General features: G+C 32.5%; 19 protein-coding genes and 1 pseudogene. 12 read left to right on the top strand and 8 right to left on the bottom strand.

The features are described from left to right. Positions 1–5 precede the first annotated feature (5 nt). From AAHN00_RS06790 to AAHN00_RS06755, 8 genes are all read left to right on the top strand, one after another. Entirely contained in the window at positions 6–1052 is a 1047-nt protein-coding gene (locus AAHN00_RS06790; protein ID WP_410521421.1) for an AI-2E family transporter, read from the top strand. A 9-nt stretch (positions 1053–1061) separates the two neighbouring features. Continuing rightward, the gene (locus tag AAHN00_RS06785; RefSeq protein WP_341751747.1) at positions 1062–1724 is read left to right on the top strand and encodes an HdaA/DnaA family protein; all 663 of its coding nucleotides are present in this window, start codon (positions 1062–1064) and stop codon (positions 1722–1724) included. Positions 1725–1871: 147 nt separating this feature from the next. Continuing rightward, positions 1872–3287, top strand: a complete 1416-nt coding sequence (locus tag AAHN00_RS06780) for a sigma-54 dependent transcriptional regulator (protein ID WP_342272487.1) — start codon at positions 1872–1874, stop codon at positions 3285–3287. Beyond that, the gene (locus AAHN00_RS06775) at positions 3271–3849 is read left to right on the top strand and encodes a biotin transporter BioY (protein WP_341748228.1); all 579 of its coding nucleotides are present in this window, start codon (positions 3271–3273) and stop codon (positions 3847–3849) included. Before AAHN00_RS06780 ends, AAHN00_RS06775 begins: the two co-directional genes overlap by 17 nt. Then, positions 3839–5701 carry a pentapeptide repeat-containing protein gene (locus AAHN00_RS06770; RefSeq protein ID WP_342272486.1) on the top strand — a complete coding sequence of 621 codons (1863 nt, stop codon included), beginning with the start codon at positions 3839–3841 and terminating at the stop codon, positions 5699–5701. The genes AAHN00_RS06775 and AAHN00_RS06770 overlap by 11 nt, the downstream gene beginning before the upstream one ends. 490 nt (positions 5702–6191) lie before the next feature. After that, positions 6192–6338: a hypothetical protein gene (locus AAHN00_RS06765; RefSeq protein ID WP_342272485.1), complete on the top strand. Its 147-nt coding sequence runs from the start codon at positions 6192–6194 to the stop codon at positions 6336–6338. 396 nt (positions 6339–6734) lie between these two features. Further along, the gene (locus tag AAHN00_RS06760) at positions 6735–7037 is read left to right on the top strand and encodes a transposase (protein ID WP_342272187.1); all 303 of its coding nucleotides are present in this window, start codon (positions 6735–6737) and stop codon (positions 7035–7037) included. Next, the gene (locus AAHN00_RS06755; protein ID WP_342271532.1) at positions 7004–7921 is read left to right on the top strand and encodes a transposase; all 918 of its coding nucleotides are present in this window, start codon (positions 7004–7006) and stop codon (positions 7919–7921) included. Before AAHN00_RS06760 ends, AAHN00_RS06755 begins: the two co-directional genes overlap by 34 nt. 491 nt (positions 7922–8412) lie before the next feature. Here the strand turns inward: AAHN00_RS06755 and AAHN00_RS06750 are convergent. The 3 genes and pseudogenes from AAHN00_RS06750 to AAHN00_RS06740 form a co-directional block, all read right to left on the bottom strand. Next, positions 8413–9330, bottom strand: a pseudogene (locus AAHN00_RS06750) (IS256 family transposase); the annotation flags it as partial. A gap of 19 nt (positions 9331–9349) precedes the next feature. Then, a complete protein-coding gene (locus AAHN00_RS06745; protein WP_342271025.1) occupies positions 9350–10330 on the bottom strand; it encodes a transposase in 981 nt (326 codons plus the stop codon). A gap of 22 nt (positions 10331–10352) precedes the next feature. Next, the gene (locus tag AAHN00_RS06740) at positions 10353–10736 is read right to left on the bottom strand and encodes a transposase (protein WP_342272484.1); all 384 of its coding nucleotides are present in this window, start codon (positions 10734–10736) and stop codon (positions 10353–10355) included. A 500-nt stretch (positions 10737–11236) separates the two neighbouring features. On the opposite strand from AAHN00_RS06740, the gene AAHN00_RS06735 reads away from it, so the two are divergent. Then, positions 11237–12451 carry an IS256 family transposase gene (locus AAHN00_RS06735; RefSeq protein WP_342270921.1) on the top strand — a complete coding sequence of 405 codons (1215 nt, stop codon included), beginning with the start codon at positions 11237–11239 and terminating at the stop codon, positions 12449–12451. Positions 12452–12541: 90 nt separating this feature from the next. Beyond that, positions 12542–13804 (top strand): IS256 family transposase, encoded by a 1263-nt coding sequence (locus AAHN00_RS06730; protein ID WP_342270914.1) that lies wholly within the window; start codon positions 12542–12544, stop codon positions 13802–13804. A gap of 96 nt (positions 13805–13900) precedes the next feature. Here AAHN00_RS06730 and AAHN00_RS06725 read toward each other — a convergent pair whose 3' ends face one another. Continuing rightward, positions 13901–14416, bottom strand: coding sequence for a helix-turn-helix domain-containing protein (locus AAHN00_RS06725; RefSeq protein WP_342272483.1), 516 nt, complete (start codon positions 14414–14416; stop codon positions 13901–13903). 79 nt (positions 14417–14495) lie between these two features. Here AAHN00_RS06725 and AAHN00_RS06720 point away from each other — a divergent pair, with 79 nt between their 5' ends. Then, complete coding sequence (locus tag AAHN00_RS06720) at positions 14496–15527, top strand: patatin-like phospholipase family protein (protein ID WP_342272603.1); 1032 nt, start codon at positions 14496–14498, stop codon at positions 15525–15527. A gap of 50 nt (positions 15528–15577) precedes the next feature. Here the strand turns inward: AAHN00_RS06720 and AAHN00_RS06715 are convergent, their stop codons facing one another. Then, positions 15578–16684, bottom strand: a complete 1107-nt coding sequence (locus tag AAHN00_RS06715) for an IS256 family transposase (protein WP_342272602.1) — start codon at positions 16682–16684, stop codon at positions 15578–15580. A gap of 119 nt (positions 16685–16803) precedes the next feature. Between AAHN00_RS06715 and AAHN00_RS06710 the strand changes: the two genes are divergently transcribed. Further along, complete coding sequence (locus AAHN00_RS06710) at positions 16804–16974, top strand: hypothetical protein (RefSeq protein WP_342272482.1); 171 nt, start codon at positions 16804–16806, stop codon at positions 16972–16974. Here the strand turns inward: AAHN00_RS06710 and AAHN00_RS06705 are convergent. The 3 genes from AAHN00_RS06705 to pdhA form a co-directional block, all read right to left on the bottom strand. Further along, entirely contained in the window at positions 16904–17053 is a 150-nt protein-coding gene (locus tag AAHN00_RS06705; RefSeq protein ID WP_342272481.1) for a hypothetical protein, read from the bottom strand. The genes AAHN00_RS06710 and AAHN00_RS06705 overlap by 71 nt on opposite strands. Before the next feature lie 233 nt (positions 17054–17286). Continuing rightward, positions 17287–18267 carry a pyruvate dehydrogenase complex E1 component subunit beta gene (locus AAHN00_RS06700; RefSeq protein ID WP_342272480.1) on the bottom strand — a complete coding sequence of 327 codons (981 nt, stop codon included), beginning with the start codon at positions 18265–18267 and terminating at the stop codon, positions 17287–17289. Between the two features lie 8 nt (positions 18268–18275). After that, on the bottom strand, positions 18276–19256 hold the full coding sequence (pdhA, locus tag AAHN00_RS06695; protein ID WP_342272479.1) for a pyruvate dehydrogenase (acetyl-transferring) E1 component subunit alpha: 981 nt from the start codon (positions 19254–19256) through the stop codon (positions 18276–18278). Positions 19257–19307: the final 51 nt, after the last annotated feature.

Raw genomic sequence — 19307 nt, 5'->3', positions numbered from 1 at the left:
TAATCTTGGATAAAGTTATTTTTTGGGTTATTGTTATTGGGGCTGTTATAGTAACTTTGACTTTGATCTCTGATATATTGATGCCATTTCTTATAGCTGGGATAATATCATATATATTACATCCTATAATTGATAATCTCTCATTACGATATAAACTATCTAGAACTATAATAGTTTCGGTAATTTCTTTGCTGTTTTTCAGTATTTTTACTATAGTGGTTGTGGTAGTGTTGCCTATCATATATCAACAAATAACTCTACTTATTAGTAAGATTCCTGCTTATAAAGATTACTTACAAACTGAATTAATACCGGTTATTACGGCAAAAGTTTATTCAATAGATCCAAATATTGCCGATAAGATAAAAGATTCTATTAGTAATTTTGTTAATGGCATATTTTTGCTTATCACAGGTCTTGCTAATAATATTTGGCATGTGACAAAGATAACAATCAATTTATTTATGTTAATTTTATTAATACCGCTTATATTGTTTTATTTTTTACGGGATTGGCTAACAATGGCAAAGAATATAGACCTCTTGCTACCTTTAAAAGGTAAAAAGAAAATTCAAGAAATATTATCAGCAATTAATTGTTCCTTATCTGCTTATATAAGAGGGCAACTAAATGTTTGTTTGTTATTATCAGTTTACTATGGAATCTCTTTATCGATTCTTGGCGTAGATCTAGGTGTATTATTAGGGATATTATCTGGTTTCTCAATAATTATACCATTCGTTGGAGTTTTTATATCCTTTTCTCTTACCATGATTGTTAGTTATTTTACTTTTGGTATGGTCAATAAATTATTTTATATAATAATTATCTATTTGATTGGTCTAATAGTTGAGGGGTATATTTTATCACCGAAAATCATAGGTGATAAGATAGGATTACATCCTCTTTGGATAATATTTGCGGTTCTAGCACTGGGTAACCTATTTGGCTTTATTGGTATATTTTTTGCTGTGCCAATTGCTAGTATAATAAAAGTTTTGTTTTTAGCTGCTATCGACTTTTATAAATCCAGTAAGTTTTATAAGACTTAAACATTAATTATGCCAAACTCTCAGCAATATATATTACCATTATTTAGTAATAATCTATATGCTCTAGATAATTTTATTAATTCACTTTCTAATCAAGTTGCATACAATTCAATCAAAAACTGGTCTGTATCTTGGGGAAGTAAACCGTATGAGTTTACAGTTTTGATTTACGGACCACCATCCTCTGGTAAGACCTATCTTAGTAAAATATGGCAAAATTTGTCGAATGCATTTTTTATAAAAAAAGATTTAGATATACTTAGTGCAGAAGATATAATGCAGTATAATGCTTTTATTATGGAAGATATAGAATTTTGGGATGAAAGAAAAGTTCTCCATTGTTTTAATTTAATAAGTGAGTGTCGTAAATATTTGTTGATGACTACAGGAAGTTTAGCTAGTAATTTTGCGTTACAGGATTTATCCTCAAGAATTAATGCTGTTGTAAGATTAGAAATAAACCAGCCTGATGATGAATTAATGACCAAGTTAATCTTTAAGTATTTTTCTGATCAATCGCTTAAGGTATCTGACTGTGTAATTGAATATTTATTAATTAATTTGCCGAGGCAATTTGATCAAATGATAAAATTATTAGGGATAATAACGCATTTTGCATTAGTTCATAAACGAGCTATTACTGTTCCTCTTATAAAACAAGTTCTTAAATAGTATAGTCTTATCACGAATTCGCATGCCTTGGTGTGGGCTTAATATGTATAATTTTGATTATGTGGTAAAAATGTTATAAAAATTAGTTGATTTCTTTTATGTAAGCTATTAACGTATAATTTCAATAATTAGTTTTAGGAAAAATCAATGTCTATAGATGTTCTTGTTGTTGATGATGAAGCAGATATTAGAGATTTAGTCTCAGATATTTTAAAAGAGGAAGGATTTACTACCAAGACCGCTGCTAATAGTATTCAAACTTTTAAAATACTCCAGGAAAGAACCCCCTCGGCAATTATTCTAGATATTTGGCTCCAGGGTAGTGAACTTGATGGACTTGGGATTTTGGAAATAGTAAAAAAACGCTATCCACTAATGCCCGTGATAGTTATTAGTGGACATGGTACTATTGAAACTGCAGTAAATGCTATCAAAATGGGGGCATATGACTATCTAGAAAAGCCATTTAGTCATGATAAGTTAGTGATTTTATTAAAAAGAGCCTGTGAAGCAGCTAAGTTAAAGCGTGAAAATTTTGATCTGAAATCAAAGGTTATTGATAAAACTGAGCTTATAGGTAACTCTCACATTACAGCTAAGCTTAAGTCTGATATTGAAAAAGCTGCTTTAGCTACTAGTAGAGTATTGATTCAAGGTAAAATTGGTAGTGGTAAAGAACTAGCTGCTCGGTTAATTCATAAAAAATCAAAAAGGGCTAATGCTCCTTTCGTAATCTTTAGTCCAGTATGCATGAATCCTGACCGAGTCCATCAAGAATTATTTGAAGGAATAGAGAACCAAGGCGTTATACGTCCTTCGATATTAGAAATAGTAAATAATGGTACTTTATACATAGATGAAATTAGTGGTTTGCCAGTTTCGGTACAAGTAAAATTGCTTAAATTTGTGCAAGATCAAATGTTTCATAAGGGGGGAAGCAAAGCAATAAAATTAGATATAAGGATTATTGCTGCAACTTCTAAGGTTATACAAGAAGAAATAAGTAAAGGTGAACTATTGGAAGATTTATATCATCGCCTAAATGTTATTTCCTTAAAAGTACCATCTTTATATGATAGAAAAGATGACATGTCTGTATTAGTCAAATATTTTGTTAAGCAACTTGCTAAGTTTTCTGGTTTAAAAGCACGTGAATTTTCTGATGAAACTATTGCAGCTCTGCAAGTTTATAATTGGCCAAGTAATATAAGGCAATTACGCAATGTGATAGAATGGACTTTAATTATGAATCCACTATCTTCAAATAATAATGAAGTAATAAAACCATCTATGATACCACCAGAAATTCTAGTTAATAGTGCTAGTTCTGCAAAGCAGGAAGATAATGTTGATATGATGACCATGCCACTTCGAGAGGCAAGAGAGATTTTTGAAAGGCAATATTTAGCCGCTCAAATGTATAGGTTTAATAATAATATTTCTAAGACCTCATCCTTTGTAGGTATGGAACGTTCGGCTTTACATCGTAAATTGAAATTGCTCAATTTACATATTCCTAATAATAAATTTAACGAAGAGGAAATTTATGACAGTTACGAATAAGAAAACTCTAGCAAATTTTATAGCTAATAAGCATGCTGTAGTTGTTATTAAAGTGATGATGGGGGTAATAGCTCTCTTTGCTGGAGCTCAGATTATTATTCCTACCCAGCCAGTACCAGTATCTATGCAAACTGTGGTGGTTAGTATTATTGCTTTTACTTATAGCCCTCGACTTAGTTTTGCTACGATTTTAACTTATCTTACAGCCGGAATAGTAGGGCTGCCAATGTTTACAAAATTATCCAGTGGTTTATATTTTCTTCTTGGTACAACAGGTGGTTATCTTATAGGAATGTTATTGGCAGCTCCTGTTATGGGTATAATTAATAGTAGGTTGTCCGAAAAATTTACTAAGAGATTTTTAGCAGGGTTTTTTAGCTGTCTTATTGGTCACGTTATAATTTACTTTTTGGGAGTTAGCTGGTTGACAACAATTATAGGAATTAAACAAGCTATTTATAGTGGGTTTATAGTATTTATACCAACTGGTTTAGTGAAGATATTAATATTTTCTTCTTTATATCATTATATAACAGGTGTAAACAGAAAAAATGCTCTATAATATCTTTAAGCAGCCTCGGTGTCATTCGAGCTACGGCGGAAATGACGTTAAAGGAAGCAAGATTAACATCTCTTTTGTTGGCGAGTATTTTAAACTAAAATTCTTTATTCTAGCTTTACTTTTATTCCTTACCGGGTGTTCGGATTCTCCGAGAGATACAGATGGTTTATTATCTAATAGTCAAAGTCTTGTTATTAGGAATTATATAATAGAGCAGAATAAAAATAAGGTACGAGTAAATATTAAAAGTAAATTTGGTTCAAATTTAAGGGGATTAAAATTATTAGGTGTTAAACTGACAGATGAAGACCTTTCTAGTGTTGATTTAAGTTTCTGTGAAATATCACGTGTGGATTTCTCAGGAGTAAATTTTGAGAATGCAGTTCTAACAAAATCTGTAATTCAAGAAAGTGATCTCTCTAATACTAGATTAAAAAATATATCAGCTTATGGCTCAGATTTTCAAGCATCTATATTTGAAAATGCCAATTTGGAAAATAGTAATTTTATTCAATCAAATTTTGAGGACACTGATTTTATCAAAGCTAATTTAGAAAATGTTAATTTTGAAAATGCCAATCTTATTAAAGTTGTATTTGATGGTAGTATTATAAGTAAATCTAATTTTCAGAAAAGCAATTTAGAAAAAAGTAGTTTCAAAAATGCAGTTATATCAAACTCTATTTTTTATGGTACAGATTTGCGGCAAATATTAGCTAATTACGCTAGTATCACTAATTGTTATTGTGAATCTGTAGATCTAACAGGGGTAGATTTTACTGGAGCGATTATTAATAATTCAGATTTTACTCATGGTATTATTAATCAGGCTCAATTAAAAAATATAAAGCTTACTAACTCGTTATTCTCTTTTTCTTCTTTTCAGTCTGTGAATTTTACCAATGCAATTATTGAAAGTTGTAATTTTGAAAATACCAATTTTAATAATGCACAACTGCAGCAAGTGCAAATTCAAAAGAGTATTATGGATAATACTCACTTTAATAACACTAGCATAAAGGATATATCAATAAAGAATTGCAGTAGCATTTTGCTTAAGTTAAATAAAATTAACATTGTTAATAGCGATATTGAGAATAGTAATCTTACTGGTATATTACTGAATAATAGCTATGTCAAACAAGCAACTATTATTAATTCTGATTTGACTAATAGTGAGTTAATAAACTCTAATTTCTCTAGTACTCAATTTAATAAGGTGAATTTTACTAAAGTGCTTATGCAGAATACTGTTTTAAATAGTACCAAATTTGTTGATAGTAATTTTTATCAAATGGCTATCATAAATTCAGAGTTGTCAGAAGTGACCTTTGATAATTCATCAATTATAAATTCTCAACTAAATAATGTGAGATATAAAGATAGTAATTTTATTAATTCAGATTTTAATAGAAATATTGTATTAAATAGTCAAGACTTTGATAAGCTTAAGTCAACAAATATTATATATTCTGTAAAAGATTTAGAGCAGGTAAAAGACTTATCAAATATGAATTTACAAGATTTAAATTTACTATATCTTGTATTTAATCAAACTATTTTTTCAGGTTCTGTTCTTAAAAGGGTAGATTTATCTAATTCTAAGCTTCAGAGTTGTATATTACAAAATACTGACTTAACTATGGCAAATCTAAATAACACAGATTTTAGTAAATCATCGCTTATCGGTAGCAAATTAGAATCTGCCAAACTTTATAATACAAATTTTAATGATACTGATTTAACAAATGTTAATTTCATTAAAGCCTTTGTTAGTAAAATATCTTTAGTTAATGCAAAGCTGGATGGAACTAAAGGCCTTGATGGTCAGGGCAGTAAAAATATAGAATAATATAACCTGAATTCTCTTGATAACGAAATATACTTTTCTGCTCCTACGAATTGTTTTTTGAAAATATCATGGATTCGCATGCTCACCATTCATTTTCAAATCTAATTCCTCAAATCACTTGAGTATATGTATTTTATAGTGTATACAAAATTAAGTCTTAACTTTTATAAATTAATTAAATAGTCTCCCCGTCAAAAGTCTAGAAGGATAATATATAATATGCTTAGCAGATAAAAATATATAGAGAATCCATAAGAAAAAGCTATAATATTGGCAAAAAACTTAAGGATTATCTGATTAATGCCGATAGAAAATATAACAAAGTTGCAAAGACAAGGACAACTTTTTGATTACAAACTGATCGAAGAATTAAACCACAATAGTTAACCACTCTGCACTGCAAGTGCAGAGCTTAATATTACGGCATGAATGCCTCATGTATGTACTAACTTAAAAGTTAGAAACTATTTGTGTATGGCTCATTTAGAAAGTGTCACAACACAAAAAGAATATATCTGTGAAGTGTAAGATTTTGTTAAAAAATATCTTATCTTTTCTTGATAAGATATTTAAAATTTATGTTGAAACGACGCACTGCAAGTGCGGGGTTTTTCTCCCAAAGTGGGACACTCAATAACAACCAGCTGAAGCTGGTGGGTTGATATCTAGACTGGAAGTCGCTATTACTCTAAAGAGATATTACTAATGCCTGTGCTATCTCTCTGATCCTAATTCTTATAAGTTACCCTGCAATACTTTTGTAGCGATATTTAGTGATCCAAACAACATGAAAGCGATGGTAAAATACAGTGTGGCTAGTCTTGTTATAATCTGTCATATATGATATTTTAATATACATAAGAGCTTGCTCTTATGTATATTAAAATATCATATATTCAAGTTATAGTGAATTGAAATATTAGAACAAGGACTGAAGTCTTTCCCAGCTGAAGCTGGGGGTTTTAACCAAAAAGGTGACTATAAATTATATAAATTAAGATCATTAATAAATTGGTCTAGTTTAGAGGAATGGTTGTCAGCAAATGTTGATATTAAGAAATTTGGTAGGAATCGCAGATGTCACCGCCTGTTACTTGGGGTGACTATGCTGCAAGCGATGTATAACCTGTCAGATGCAGCGACTGAGGAAGAGTTAAGAGAGAACGTATATTGGCAGTATTTTTGTGGTTGGGAATATTTGCAGAAAGATGCTGAAATATCAGAAGCTAGTATCCGTCGGTTTCGTACTATATTAGGAGAAGATGGCTACAATGAGATATTAAAGGAGCTGATAAGAATCGGATGCAAAGCAGGTGTAGTAAAAAAAAAGACTTAGCATCGATAATAGTTGATACTACTGTACAAATTAAGAATATTAAGTATCCCCATGATGTGTACTTGATGGATAAGGCAAGAATAGAGCTAGTAAAGCTATGTCATGCCTTAGGCATCAAGTTAAATGAAACATATGCCAAGCAATATAAAAGAGATATATTAAAATTATGGAAATATAAGGATAATAGTAAAGCCAAGAAGCGTAAGAAAATAATGAGGCATTTAAAAGTATTACTGGGTCGTTTAGTTAGGATATGTCAGCGAGAAATAGCTAAAGCAAAGTTAAGTTTATCGGCAAGACAACAAGAAATACTGAATAAGATAAAAAAGATACAAGTACAATCTATATTGAGTAAAGCAGAAAAAGAACAATATAAAGAAGAGAATAAAATATTATATAGTTTTCATGCACCGGAGGTAGAGTGCATTGGTAAAGGGAAATTAAACAAGCCATACGAGTTTGGTAATAAGGTTTCGATAGCAGTAAGTGGTCGGGGTAACTTTGTATTAGGGACAAAATCTTTTCATGGCAATCCATATGATGGGCATACATTATCGGAGACTGTAGAGATTGTAAAAGAATTAACAGGAGTTGAAGTAGCAAGAACCTTTGTTGACTCAGGTTACAAGGGGAATAATTTTAAGGAGAAGGGCAAAGTGTATAGCCCATATTGCAAGAAGAAACTATCGTCAGATGATAAGGCAATGCTCAAGAGACGGAGTGCCATAGAACCGATAATAGGGCATCTTAAAAGTTATGGTAGAGTTGGCAGAAACTACCTGAAAGGGGTAATAGGAGATGTCATTAATCCGTTAATTTCCGCTGTAGGATTGAACTTACGGTGTATTGCGAATCATTTACTCAAAACAAATTTTTCTACATAGAAATTAGTCAGTAAAAAAATAATCAAATAATTACAAAATCGTTAATAAATCATCATGCAAAAATTCTCTAAAAATCATCTTTTTGTACTAAAAATTTAAATCAAAAAAATTAAACTCTCAAATTTTATACAAGAATTTTTGGCTAAGGTATTAAATTTTGAATTTTTCTTAATTTTTAGCACTTTTGACGGGGAGACTAAATATTCTTAGGTTATTATGAAAAATGTCATGATATTCTTACTTATATTAGTAGTATTTACTGCTTGTACTCCTAGAAAACAGGTGCAATATACTCAATTAACCTGAAGAGTTGGCAAAATGATTAAAAGTTATAGTCTGAAATTGGTCAGTTATAAGAGTAAGCAAATTACCTTTGTATTGATCAATATTAGCAAAAAATCTATCTATAGCTTCTGAGAATTGAGCAAAATTATGGTAAAATTTATTATTTGTTACAATTCTATGGAGTCAATCATTTAATTTGTGTAAGTTCATTTTTTATTTTCCAATAAATCATATTTAAAATCTCCACAAAGTATTTCAAATTGATTTAAAGCTAAAGACCAATCTTTAATAGGCATGGTCCATTTTTTGGCTGCATTTTGTAGGGATAAAAATATTATTTTTTGAATTGACTTATCATCTGGAAACACCCCCTTATTTTTGATAATTTTTCTAATTTGACGATTTACAGATTCTATAGTGTTAGTAGTATAAATTACCTTTCTGATCTCTTCAGGAAAGGCAAAAAACGGTATTATCCCAGACCAATTACGTTGCCAAATATCAGAAATTACCGGATATTTTTTATCCCATTTTACACCAAATTGCTGAAGTTTTAAACGTGCCATTTCGTCATTATTAGCTGTATAAATTTGTTTTAGATCTGATGTGACCTCTTTTAAATCTTTATATGACACATACTTTACTGAATTGCGAACCATATGTACAATACATAATTGTACTATAGTACTCGGGAATACACTGCTTATAGCTTCTGGAAAGCCCTTTAAACCATCCACACAAGCAACATAAATTTGTTCAATTCCTCGATTCTTTAACTCAGTAACTACTTGCATCCAAAATTTAGCACCTTCATTTTTGCCTATCCAAATGCCAAGTAACTCCTTTTTCCCTTCTATATTTACAGCAAGTGCTAAATATACTGCTTTATTTATTACTATGTGATTGTCTCTAGATTTTACATAGATACAGTCCAAGTATAATATTGGATACACCCTATCTAAACAACGATTTTGCCACCTAGTTACTTCTTCTATCACCCCATCTGTTATGGTGGATATCAAGTCACCAGATACATCAGTTTGATATATTTCTTCTAAATGCCCTCGGATCTCGCTGACTGTCATACCGCGACCATAAAGGGATATCACTTTCTCATCAAATCCATTAACAGGAGTTTCGCAGTTAGCAAAATTGCGAATCAGCTAAAAGGCATCTAATGTTGTTCTGAATTGATGTTTTTATAACTTCCCAAGTTTGTTGATATAAAGTAATTTTTTCATTTATCCTCCTTTTGTTCATATCGAGCCAAGCAAATACAGCAAGGCAAATATGATTTCTCTGAGCTCGACCCGTGCGTGCCTGACAGCGTTCAATACCACAAGTTTGTTTTAATTCTCGATGATAAACTTCTATAGACCACCGTGCCTTAACAATTTTCTCTATTTGTTCACGTGTTGGATTTTCTAAGTTAGTTGTTATGTAATCAATGCGACCATTTTTTGCCACAAACTTAAATACCGTAACCCAACCGTATCCACGTAGGTGAATTTTTAGTCCCTCATCAGGAATCTCTAAACTTTCTAAGCTAACATTATGATTAACTTTTCTATTTTTTCTTAGGTTACTAACCCATGTCCAACCTAAATTACGTATATGTTTCAAATTCTCCAAACCGCTATACCACGCATCCATTACTACTGCATCAGGATTGATCCCTCTTTCCTTAGCTAAAGTAAGCATATCACAAAAATGCTCATTCTTTGTTTTTCCATCAGTTTCTTTATCATATATTCTATAATCTACAGGGGTAGATTGATCAGTTTTAGCATTGTAATGCAGTAAGTTGACCATCCCTATACCAGGTATAACATCATGTACAGCTCCAGAATATTGATAATGTACAAGCTCAATTTTCTTACTGTATTGCTTTGACAATAACGTGTCATCTCCCACTAATAAACAAGAAGCTTCCCTATCAATATATTTTGACACTTCTCTGTAGATCCCGCTAGGGCGGAAATCCTTACTATTTAACCATCGACTTGCACTATCATGAGATAGGTTTATTGGACTTACTTCAGATAATGCTTTACCACTATATCTTACGCTACTTGCTTGTAAAAATGATTTATATAAGTCTTTGCTACATTTTGATCTTGCCATGCTTAACTAAAACTCTTTCTTGCTAGATTAACATATTTTTTGCTAAGTGCGAAACTCCTGCATTAAATCTCCTCAGCCCTTTTGGTATTAATTGAGGATTATACTCTCCTTCCCGATCTCTTGGTACTTCTACTGTCAGCTTACGACCATCCCCATCAATTACTGTCTTCTCATAGCTACCATTACGACGATTATTATCTACTTTTGGCATCTTGCTATGTTTTGAATATCCTAATTCATGATCCAACTCACTTGCTAATATTTTCTCAACTATTTGCTTCTTTAGCTGTTGAAATAAACCATCTCGACCAAATAACTCCGATGGATCTGCTTTTGATAATAATTCTTCTACTAGCTGATTACTGATGTCTAATGTATCTTTATCTGTATCTAATTTTTTAGCCATAATTCCTCCTTGCTTGCTTAAGTTACTTTTTTTACAGTAATCTCTTACTGCTTTCTTTGCAACTTACACAAACTATAGGACAGACTCATTAAAACAAACTTGTGGTATTGAACGCTGTCAGGCACGCACGGGTCGAGCTCAGAGAAATCATATTTGCCTTGCCGTATTTGCTTGGCTCGATATGAACAAAAGGAGGATAAATGAAAAAATTACTTTATATCAACAAACTTGGGAAGTTATAAAAACATCAATTCAGAACAACATTAGATGCCTTTTAGCTGATTCGCAATTTTGCTAACTGCGAAACTCCTGTTAGAAACTATTTGTATATGGCTCATTTAGAAAGTGTCACAACACAAAAAGAATATATCTGTGAAGTGTAAGATTTTGTTAAAAAATATCTGTATGATTCATTCTTATCTTTTCGGCTCTGTACAAATAAGTGTGTAAATTTTTCAAAGGTTATATAAAAATATAATATAACAAAAGGAGAAATTATAATGCACCAAAAACAAAATGAAGCAATGAATCAAGCGATAGATTTATTAATAAATAATGATACAGATATATCAACATTACTTAAAGAGGATGGTTTATTAAAACAATTAACCAAACGGCTTGTAGAGAAGGCATTGCAGTCAGAGATGAATAATCATTTAGGATATGATAAATATTGTCATACTGATAGTGATAATGTTCGTAATGGTAGGAATGTAAAGAATCTAGTAACAAATAATGGAGTTGTAGAGATTGAGGTTCCAAGGGATAGAAGTAGTACATTTGAACCTGCATTAATTCCGAAGCGTCAAAGACGTATTGAAGGATTTGATGATAAAATAATATCATTATACGCTAAAGGAATGAGCTTATCTGATATTAAGATTCAAATGCAAGAATTGTATGGAGCTGACGTTAGCGAAAGTTTGATAAGTCAAATTACTGATGATGTAATTGAGGATGTCAAGATATGGCAAAGCCGACCATTGGATCGAGTATATGCTATAGTATTTTTTGACTGTTTAGTAGTAAAAGTACGTCAAGATAAACGAATTATCAATAAGTCTGTATATGTAGCATTAGGTATTGATTTATCTGGAAGGAAGGATATTTTAGGATTGTGGATCAGTGAAAATGAAGGAGCGAAATTTTGGCTTGGTAATTTTACTGAGATGAAGAACAGAGGTATGCAAGACATGCTTATTGCTTGCAGTGATAATTTAACCGGTATGTCTGAGGCAATAGAAGCAGTTTTTCCGAAAACCGAACATCAATTATGTATTGTACATCAGATTAGAAATAGTTTAAAATATGTATCATATAAAGACCGAAAAGAATTAGCGGCTGATTTAAAGCCTATATATACTGCTAGCACAGAGGAAGAAGCACATCTTGCTTTAGAATCTTTTGAAGCTAAATGGAGTAAACAGTATCCACAAATTGCTAAATCTTGGTATGTTCATTGGGAAAATTTAATGGTTTTTCTAGGATACCCTGAGGCGATAAGGAAAGTAATATACACAACTAATAGTGTAGAATCTGTCAATAGCCAATTACGTAAGGTTACTAAGAATAAACGGGTTTTTCCAAATGATAATGCTGTTTTTAAGACCTTGTATTTGGCAATTGATTATATGACCAAGAAATGGGTTATGCCGATTCCAAACTGGAACGCAGCTATGGCTCACTTTTTGATAAAATTTGAAGGTAGAATTTAAGCCGAGTCTGTCCTATAGTTTGTGTAAGTTGCAAAGAAAGCAGTAAGAGATTACTGTAAAAAAAGTAACTTAAGCAAGCAAGGAGGAATTATGGCTAAAAAATTAGATACAGATAAAGATACATTAGACATCAGTAATCAGCTAGTAGAAGAATTATTATCAAAAGCAGATCCATCGGAGTTATTTGGTCGAGATGGTTTATTTCAACAGCTAAAGAAGCAAATAGTTGAGAAAATATTAGCAAGTGAGTTGGATCATGAATTAGGATATTCAAAACATAGCAAGATGCCAAAAGTAGATAATAATCGTCGTAATGGTAGCTATGAGAAGACAGTAATTGATGGGGATGGTCGTAAGCTGACAGTAGAAGTACCAAGAGATCGGGAAGGAGAGTATAATCCTCAATTAATACCAAAAGGGCTGAGGAGATTTAATGGATTTGATGAGAAAGTGATATCCCTTTATGGTCGCGGTATGACAGTCAGCGAGATCCGAGGGCATTTAGAAGAAATATATCAAACTGATGTATCTGGTGACTTGATATCCACCATAACAGATGGGGTGATAGAAGAAGTAACTAGGTGGCAAAATCGTTGTTTAGATAGGGTGTATCCAATATTATACTTGGACTGTATCTATGTAAAATCTAGAGACAATCACATAGTAATAAATAAAGCAGTATATTTAGCACTTGCTGTAAATATAGAAGGGAAAAAGGAGTTACTTGGCATTTGGATAGGCAAAAATGAAGGTGCTAAATTTTGGATGCAAGTAGTTACTGAGTTAAAGAATCGAGGAATTGAACAAATTTATGTTGCTTGTGTGGATGGTTTAAAGGGCTTTCCAGAAGCTATAAGCAGTGTATTCCCGAGTACTATAGTACAATTATGTATTGTACATATGGTTCGCAATTCAGTAAAGTATGTGTCATATAAAGATTTAAAAGAGGTCACATCAGATCTAAAACAAATTTATACAGCTAATAATGACGAAATGGCACGTTTAAAACTTCAGCAATTTGGTGTAAAATGGGATAAAAAATATCCGGTAATTTCTGATATTTGGCAACGTAATTGGTCTGGGATAATACCGTTTTTTGCCTTTCCTGAAGAGATCAGAAAGGTAATTTATACTACTAACACTATAGAATCTGTAAATCGTCAAATTAGAAAAATTATCAAAAATAAGGGGGTGTTTCCAGATGATAAGTCAATTCAAAAAATAATATTTTTATCCCTACAAAATGCAGCCAAAAAATGGACCATGCCTATTAAAGATTGGTCTTTAGCTTTAAATCAATTTGAAATACTTTGTGGAGATTTTAAATATGATTTATTGGAAAATAAAAAATGAACTTACACAAATTAAATGATTGACTCTTTAAGCCCTATGAAAAATTTACACACTTAATTAGAAAGGCTCATCTTTTCTTGATAAGATATTTAAAATTTATGTTGAAACGACGCACTGCAAGTGCGGGGTTTTTCTCCCAAAGTGGGACAATAAACTATATTCTAGCTTAAATAGTTCTTGCTTATCTACATCAAGCTTGCCGGGTACGATCTTTGGCTTTTTATATACAAAGCCTAATCTCCTTAATAGCTTTGTTACTCCTGCTATTGTATAGCTAACACCGTATTTTTCTTCTATGTAATTACTGATATCTTTGGCATAAACATAATTACATATTTCTAAATGCTCTATTAACTCCTTCTCTTCTAGCTCACTTAGCTTACTTGCACTACCACCATTAGCTGTCTCTAATTTATTAAATTTTTGATAATCTCTTACATGCTTTCTTATAGCTTCTTTACTTAACAGCAATGCTTCTGCTATTTCTCCATAGCTCCAACCTTTATCATACAGCAAAACTGCCTTAATTCGGTCACATACTCTCCTATCTCGTTCATTACCATGACGTGACTTCAGTCCCGTTCTTTGTTCAGATGTTAAAATATCTCCCATTATCATATTCTAGCTTCTTTCTTCTCTTCATTCAACTCTTCATTTACGAGCAGTATATAGCAAAAAGGACTCTCCTGTAATTTCTGCCAACTCATGTCCTTTAGTAACAAAAAATATATCTATTCTTAAAAATAAGAAGAAAGCTGTTAGAATACTATCAATAGATGGCGGTGGGGTTAAGGGTATTATACCAGCACGTATTGTTGCAGAGTTTGAAAATCGAAGTGGTAAACCTGCCAGTGAGTTATTCGACCTTATGGTAGGTACTTCTACAGGTGGACTTGTGGTGTTAGCTCTCGCTACACCTAATGAATCAGGACAGCCAAAATATAAAGCTTCTGACATTTTAGATCTATATATGCAAAAGTCTAAAGATATTTTTTACGCTTCCATGTTTAGAAAAATATATGCTGGTTTTGGTCTTTGGGGACCAAAATACGATTGGAGTCAATATGACAAGATATTAATAGGGCTTTTTGGTAATACTAGGATGAGCCAACTAATAAGCCCTACGGCTGTTACTTCCTATAATTTGGATACTAATTTACCACAGGTGTGGACTAGAAAGCAGGCACTTAAAGACCCTAATAATGATTTTTTGATAAGTAATATTGCAGCAGCTAGCAGTGCTGCCCCTATATTCTTTGCACCAAAGCTTCTAACTAATGCGTATAATAACAGCAGTTATCAAGTAGATGGGGGTATGTTTGCCAGTAATCCTGAGTTGACAGCTGCTAATTTAGCTTATGAACTAGATGATACACTAACTCAAAAAGATATCGTACTCATATCACTTGATACAGGATTGACAAAACTAGGCATAGAGTCGAAAGATTTATGTAAATCAGGGGTTATTGGTTGGATACTAAAAGCTAATTTGATTAGCGAAATGATGCAAGCTCAAGGTTTGTATAATGCTGAATTAGGGGAAATTTATGGTAATTCCTGCCGCCTACAATTTGAGCTTGATAAAAAGACAAGTGCTATGGATAATGCTTCTAAAGCCAATCTGCTTGAGTTATTAAAGTTAACTGAAGATTATATTAGTACTAACTCTGATCTTATCGACCAAATTATTAGTATATTACTAAATACATCACCAAACTATTAAATGGCAGAAAGAGAGTCTTTCTAATTAAGTGTGTAAATTTTTCATAGGGCTTAAATTCTACCTTCAAATTTTATCAAAAAGTGAGCCATAGCTGCGTTCCAGTTTGGAATCGGCATAACCCATTTCTTGGTCATATAATCAATTGCCAAATATAAGGTCTTAAAAACAGCATTATCATTTGGAAAAACCCGTTTATTCTTAGTAACCTTACGTAATTGGCTATTGACAGATTCTACACTATTAGTTGTGTATATTACTTTCCTTATCGCCTCAGGGTATCCTAGAAAAACCATTAAATTTTCCCAATGAACATACCAAGATTTAGCAATTTGTGGATACTGTTTACTCCATTTAGCTTCAAAAGATTCTAAAGCAAGATGTGCTTCTTCCTCCGTGCTAGCAGTATATATAGGCTTTAAATCAGACGCTAATTCTTTTCGGTCTTTATATGATACATATTTTAAACTATTTCTAATCTGATGTACAATACATAATTGATGTTCGGTTTTCGGAAAAACTGCTTCTATTGACTCAGACATACCGGTTAAATTATCACTGCAAGCAATAAGCATGTCTTGCATACCTCTGTTCTTCATCTCAGTAAAATTACCAAGCCAAAATTTCGCTCCTTCATTTTCACTGATCCACAATCCTAAAATATCCTTCCTTCCACATAAATCAATACCTAATGCTACATATACAGACTTATTGATAATTCGTTTATCTTGACGTACTTTTACTACTAAACAGTCAAAAAATACTATAGCATATACTCGATCCAATGGTCGGCTTTGCCATATCTTGACATCCTCAATTACATCATCAGTAATTTGACTTATTAAACTTTCGCTAACGTCAGCTCCATACAATTCTTGCATTTGAATCTTAATATCAGATAAGCTCATTCCTTTAGCGTATAACGATATTATTTTATCATCAAATCCTTCAATACGTCTTTGACGCTTCGGAATTAATGCAGGTTCAAATGTACTACTTCTATCCCTTGGAACCTCAATCTCTACAACTCCATTATTTGTTACTAGATTCTTTACATTCCTACCATTACGAACATTATCACTATCAGTATGACAATATTTATCATATCCTAAGTGATTATTCATCTCTGACTGCAATGCCTTCTCTACAAGCCGTTTGATTAATTGTTTTAGTTAACCACTCTGCACTGCAAGTGCAGAGCTTAATATTACGGCATGAATGCCTAATGTATGTACTAACTTAAAAGTTAGAAACTATTTGTATATGGCTCATTTAGAAAGTGTCACAACACAAAAAGAATATATCTGTGAAGTGTAAGATTTTGTTAAAAAATATCTGTATGATTCATTCTTATCTTTTCTTGATAAGATATTTAAAATTTATGTTGAAACGACGCACTGCAAGTGCGGGGTTTTTCTCCCAAAGTGGGACAATAAACCATCCTCTTTAAGTAATGTTGATATATCTGTATCATTATTTATTAATAAATCTATCGCTTGATTCATTGCTTCATTTTGTTTTTGGTGCATTATAATTTCTCCTTTTGTTATATTATATTTTTATATAACCTTTGAAAAATTTACACACTTATTTGTACAGAGCCCAGAAAGATGCCATTCCTAGCTAAAAGCGGGAATCCAAAAAATAGCCTGCAAAGGCTATTAGATATTATGGATTTCCGCCTACGAGGGAATAACATACTAGTGATCCATGCGGGAACGATATCGGTAGTGGTTAAACTGACGACCTTAATTCTTGAAGTCTAGCTAGTATAACACACTTTCTTCACAGCACTAATAACATCTTCTATAGTTGGCAGTGCTAATTTCTCTAGATTAATAGCATATGGTAGAGGAACATCCTTACCCGAGATAATCTCTATAGGAGCATCTAGATAATCAAATGCTTGGTTCATTACCATACTAGCTATAGTTGCACCAACACCTGCAAAAAACCAGCCTTCCTCTATAACAACCAACCGATTAGTTTTTTTAACCGACTCTAATATAGTTTCTATATCTAAGGGCTTGATAGTTCTTAGGTCGATTACCTCACAGTTAATACCACTATCATACAAGCTATTTGCTGCATCTAAAGCCAACTTAACTTGTAAGGAAAATGCTACTATGGTAACATCATCACCTTCAATAAGTTTCTTAGCCTGACCAAATGGAATTGGTTCTATTATTTCTGGGACTTCAAAACTATGACCATAGAGAATTTCATTTTCTAGAAAAACAACCGGGTTATCGTCACGAATAGCAGTCATTAGAAGCCCTTTGTGATCTTCTGCACTATAGGGAGCTACTACCTTAAGCCCCGGAATATGACTATAACAAGCTGTATAATTGTGACTATGTTGGGCAGCAACTCGACTTGCTGCCCCATTTGGTCCACGAAATACTATTGGACATTTAATAATTCCACCAGACATATAATGAGTTTTAGCTGCAGAGTTAACTATTTGATCCATTGCTTGCATAGCAAAATTAAATGTCATGAATTCAACAATGGGACGAAGCCCAGCAAATGCCGCTCCAATAGCCACACCAGTAAAACCATGTTCTGTTATTGGCGTATCAATTACCCTTTTTGAACCAAATTGCTCTAATAACCCTTGGGTTATCTTATACGCTCCTTGGTACTGAGCAACTTCTTCTCCCATAATAAAGATTCTATTATCTCTTAACATTTCTTCTTGCATTGCTGCACGTAAGGCTTCCCGTACTGTCGTTTGTAACATGTTTCTACTCATTCAACGTAAATATTCGTATATAGCTCTTCTTCATTCGGTAATGCCGATCTTTCTGAGAACTCAACTGCTTCTGCAATGACCTCTTTAACCTCTTTCTCAATTTCTTTTAATTGCTCTTCGCTAGCATATTTATTAGCCAAAATTATATTTTTCACTTGTGATAATGGGTCCTGTTCTTTATAGTTTTCTACTTCTTCCTTACTACGATATTTACCTGGATCAGACATTGAATGTCCTCTGTAACGATAAGCATCCATTTCTAATATTATTGGGCCACCATCATTTCTAACAAACTCCGCAGCCTGCCGAACATAATCATAAACTGACTCTAACGACATACCATTTAGTCTAAATCCCGTAATACCACATGACTCCCCTTTCTTGTAAAGGTCAGTCATAAAGGTAGAACGAGCTACTGAAGTACCCATTGAATATTGATTATTTTCAATAATATAAACTACAGGTAGGTGCCATAACGCCGCTAAATTAAAAGCTTCATATACTTGACCTTGATTAACTGCCCCATCTCCCAAGAAAGTAAAACATATATTATTAGTATTTCGATATTTCTCAGCAAAAGCTAGACCTGTACCTATAGGTACTTGAGCCCCTACAATACCATGTCCACCGTAAAATTTGTTTTCTACGTCAAACAGATGCATTGAACCACCCTTACCTTTCGAGCAACCAGTCTCTTTACCCATCAGTTCTGCTAATACGTATTTTGCTTCAGTCCCTGCTGAAATAATATGAGCATGATCCCTGTAACTGGTAATAGTACTATCACCAAGCTGTTTTACTAAATCCACACCAGTAATTATCGCTTCTTGTCCAATATATAAGTGACAAAACCCACCTATTAGACCCATACCATAAAACTGCCCACATTTTTCTTCGAATCTTCTAAGCAACAACATCTTCCTATAAGACTCAAGATACTGAGGACTATTTAATTTATATTTCCCAAAAACAATCATGTATACTCCTATAAAAGCTTGAAGAATTGGTTTTCCAATTTGGGAATACAC

Origin of the sequence: Candidatus Tisiphia endosymbiont of Parasteatoda lunata, assembly GCF_964030955.1 — a bacterium.
Classification (GTDB): Bacteria; Pseudomonadota; Alphaproteobacteria; order Rickettsiales; family Rickettsiaceae; genus Tisiphia.
Note: the sequence above shows the minus strand (reverse complement) of the source record. Positions and strands in the feature narration are given on the sequence as shown.

What these genes read in the sequence shown, in the direction of transcription:
- AAHN00_RS06725 (WP_342272483.1), bottom strand. Translation starts at nt 14,416, where the DNA reads ATGGGAGATATTTTAACATCTGAACAAAGAACGGGACTGAAGTCACGT.
- AAHN00_RS06780 (WP_342272487.1), top strand. Translation starts at nt 1,872, where the DNA reads ATGTCTATAGATGTTCTTGTTGTTGATGATGAAGCAGATATTAGAGAT.
- AAHN00_RS06775 (WP_341748228.1), top strand. Translation starts at nt 3,271, where the DNA reads ATGACAGTTACGAATAAGAAAACTCTAGCAAATTTTATAGCTAATAAG.
- AAHN00_RS06730 (WP_342270914.1), top strand. Translation starts at nt 12,542, where the DNA reads ATGGCTAAAAAATTAGATACAGATAAAGATACATTAGACATCAGTAAT.
- AAHN00_RS06735 (WP_342270921.1), top strand. Translation starts at nt 11,237, where the DNA reads ATGCACCAAAAACAAAATGAAGCAATGAATCAAGCGATAGATTTATTA.
- AAHN00_RS06705 (WP_342272481.1), bottom strand. Translation starts at nt 17,053, where the DNA reads ATGCACCAAAAACAAAATGAAGCAATGAATCAAGCGATAGATTTATTA.
- AAHN00_RS06745 (WP_342271025.1), bottom strand. Translation starts at nt 10,330, where the DNA reads ATGGCAAGATCAAAATGTAGCAAAGACTTATATAAATCATTTTTACAA.
- AAHN00_RS06740 (WP_342272484.1), bottom strand. Translation starts at nt 10,736, where the DNA reads ATGGCTAAAAAATTAGATACAGATAAAGATACATTAGACATCAGTAAT.
- AAHN00_RS06755 (WP_342271532.1), top strand. Translation starts at nt 7,004, where the DNA reads ATGCAAAGCAGGTGTAGTAAAAAAAAAGACTTAGCATCGATAATAGTT.
- pdhA (WP_342272479.1), bottom strand. Translation starts at nt 19,256, where the DNA reads ATGATTGTTTTTGGGAAATATAAATTAAATAGTCCTCAGTATCTTGAG.
- AAHN00_RS06700 (WP_342272480.1), bottom strand. Translation starts at nt 18,267, where the DNA reads ATGTTACAAACGACAGTACGGGAAGCCTTACGTGCAGCAATGCAAGAA.
- AAHN00_RS06770 (WP_342272486.1), top strand. Translation starts at nt 3,839, where the DNA reads ATGCTCTATAATATCTTTAAGCAGCCTCGGTGTCATTCGAGCTACGGC.
- AAHN00_RS06785 (WP_341751747.1), top strand. Translation starts at nt 1,062, where the DNA reads ATGCCAAACTCTCAGCAATATATATTACCATTATTTAGTAATAATCTA.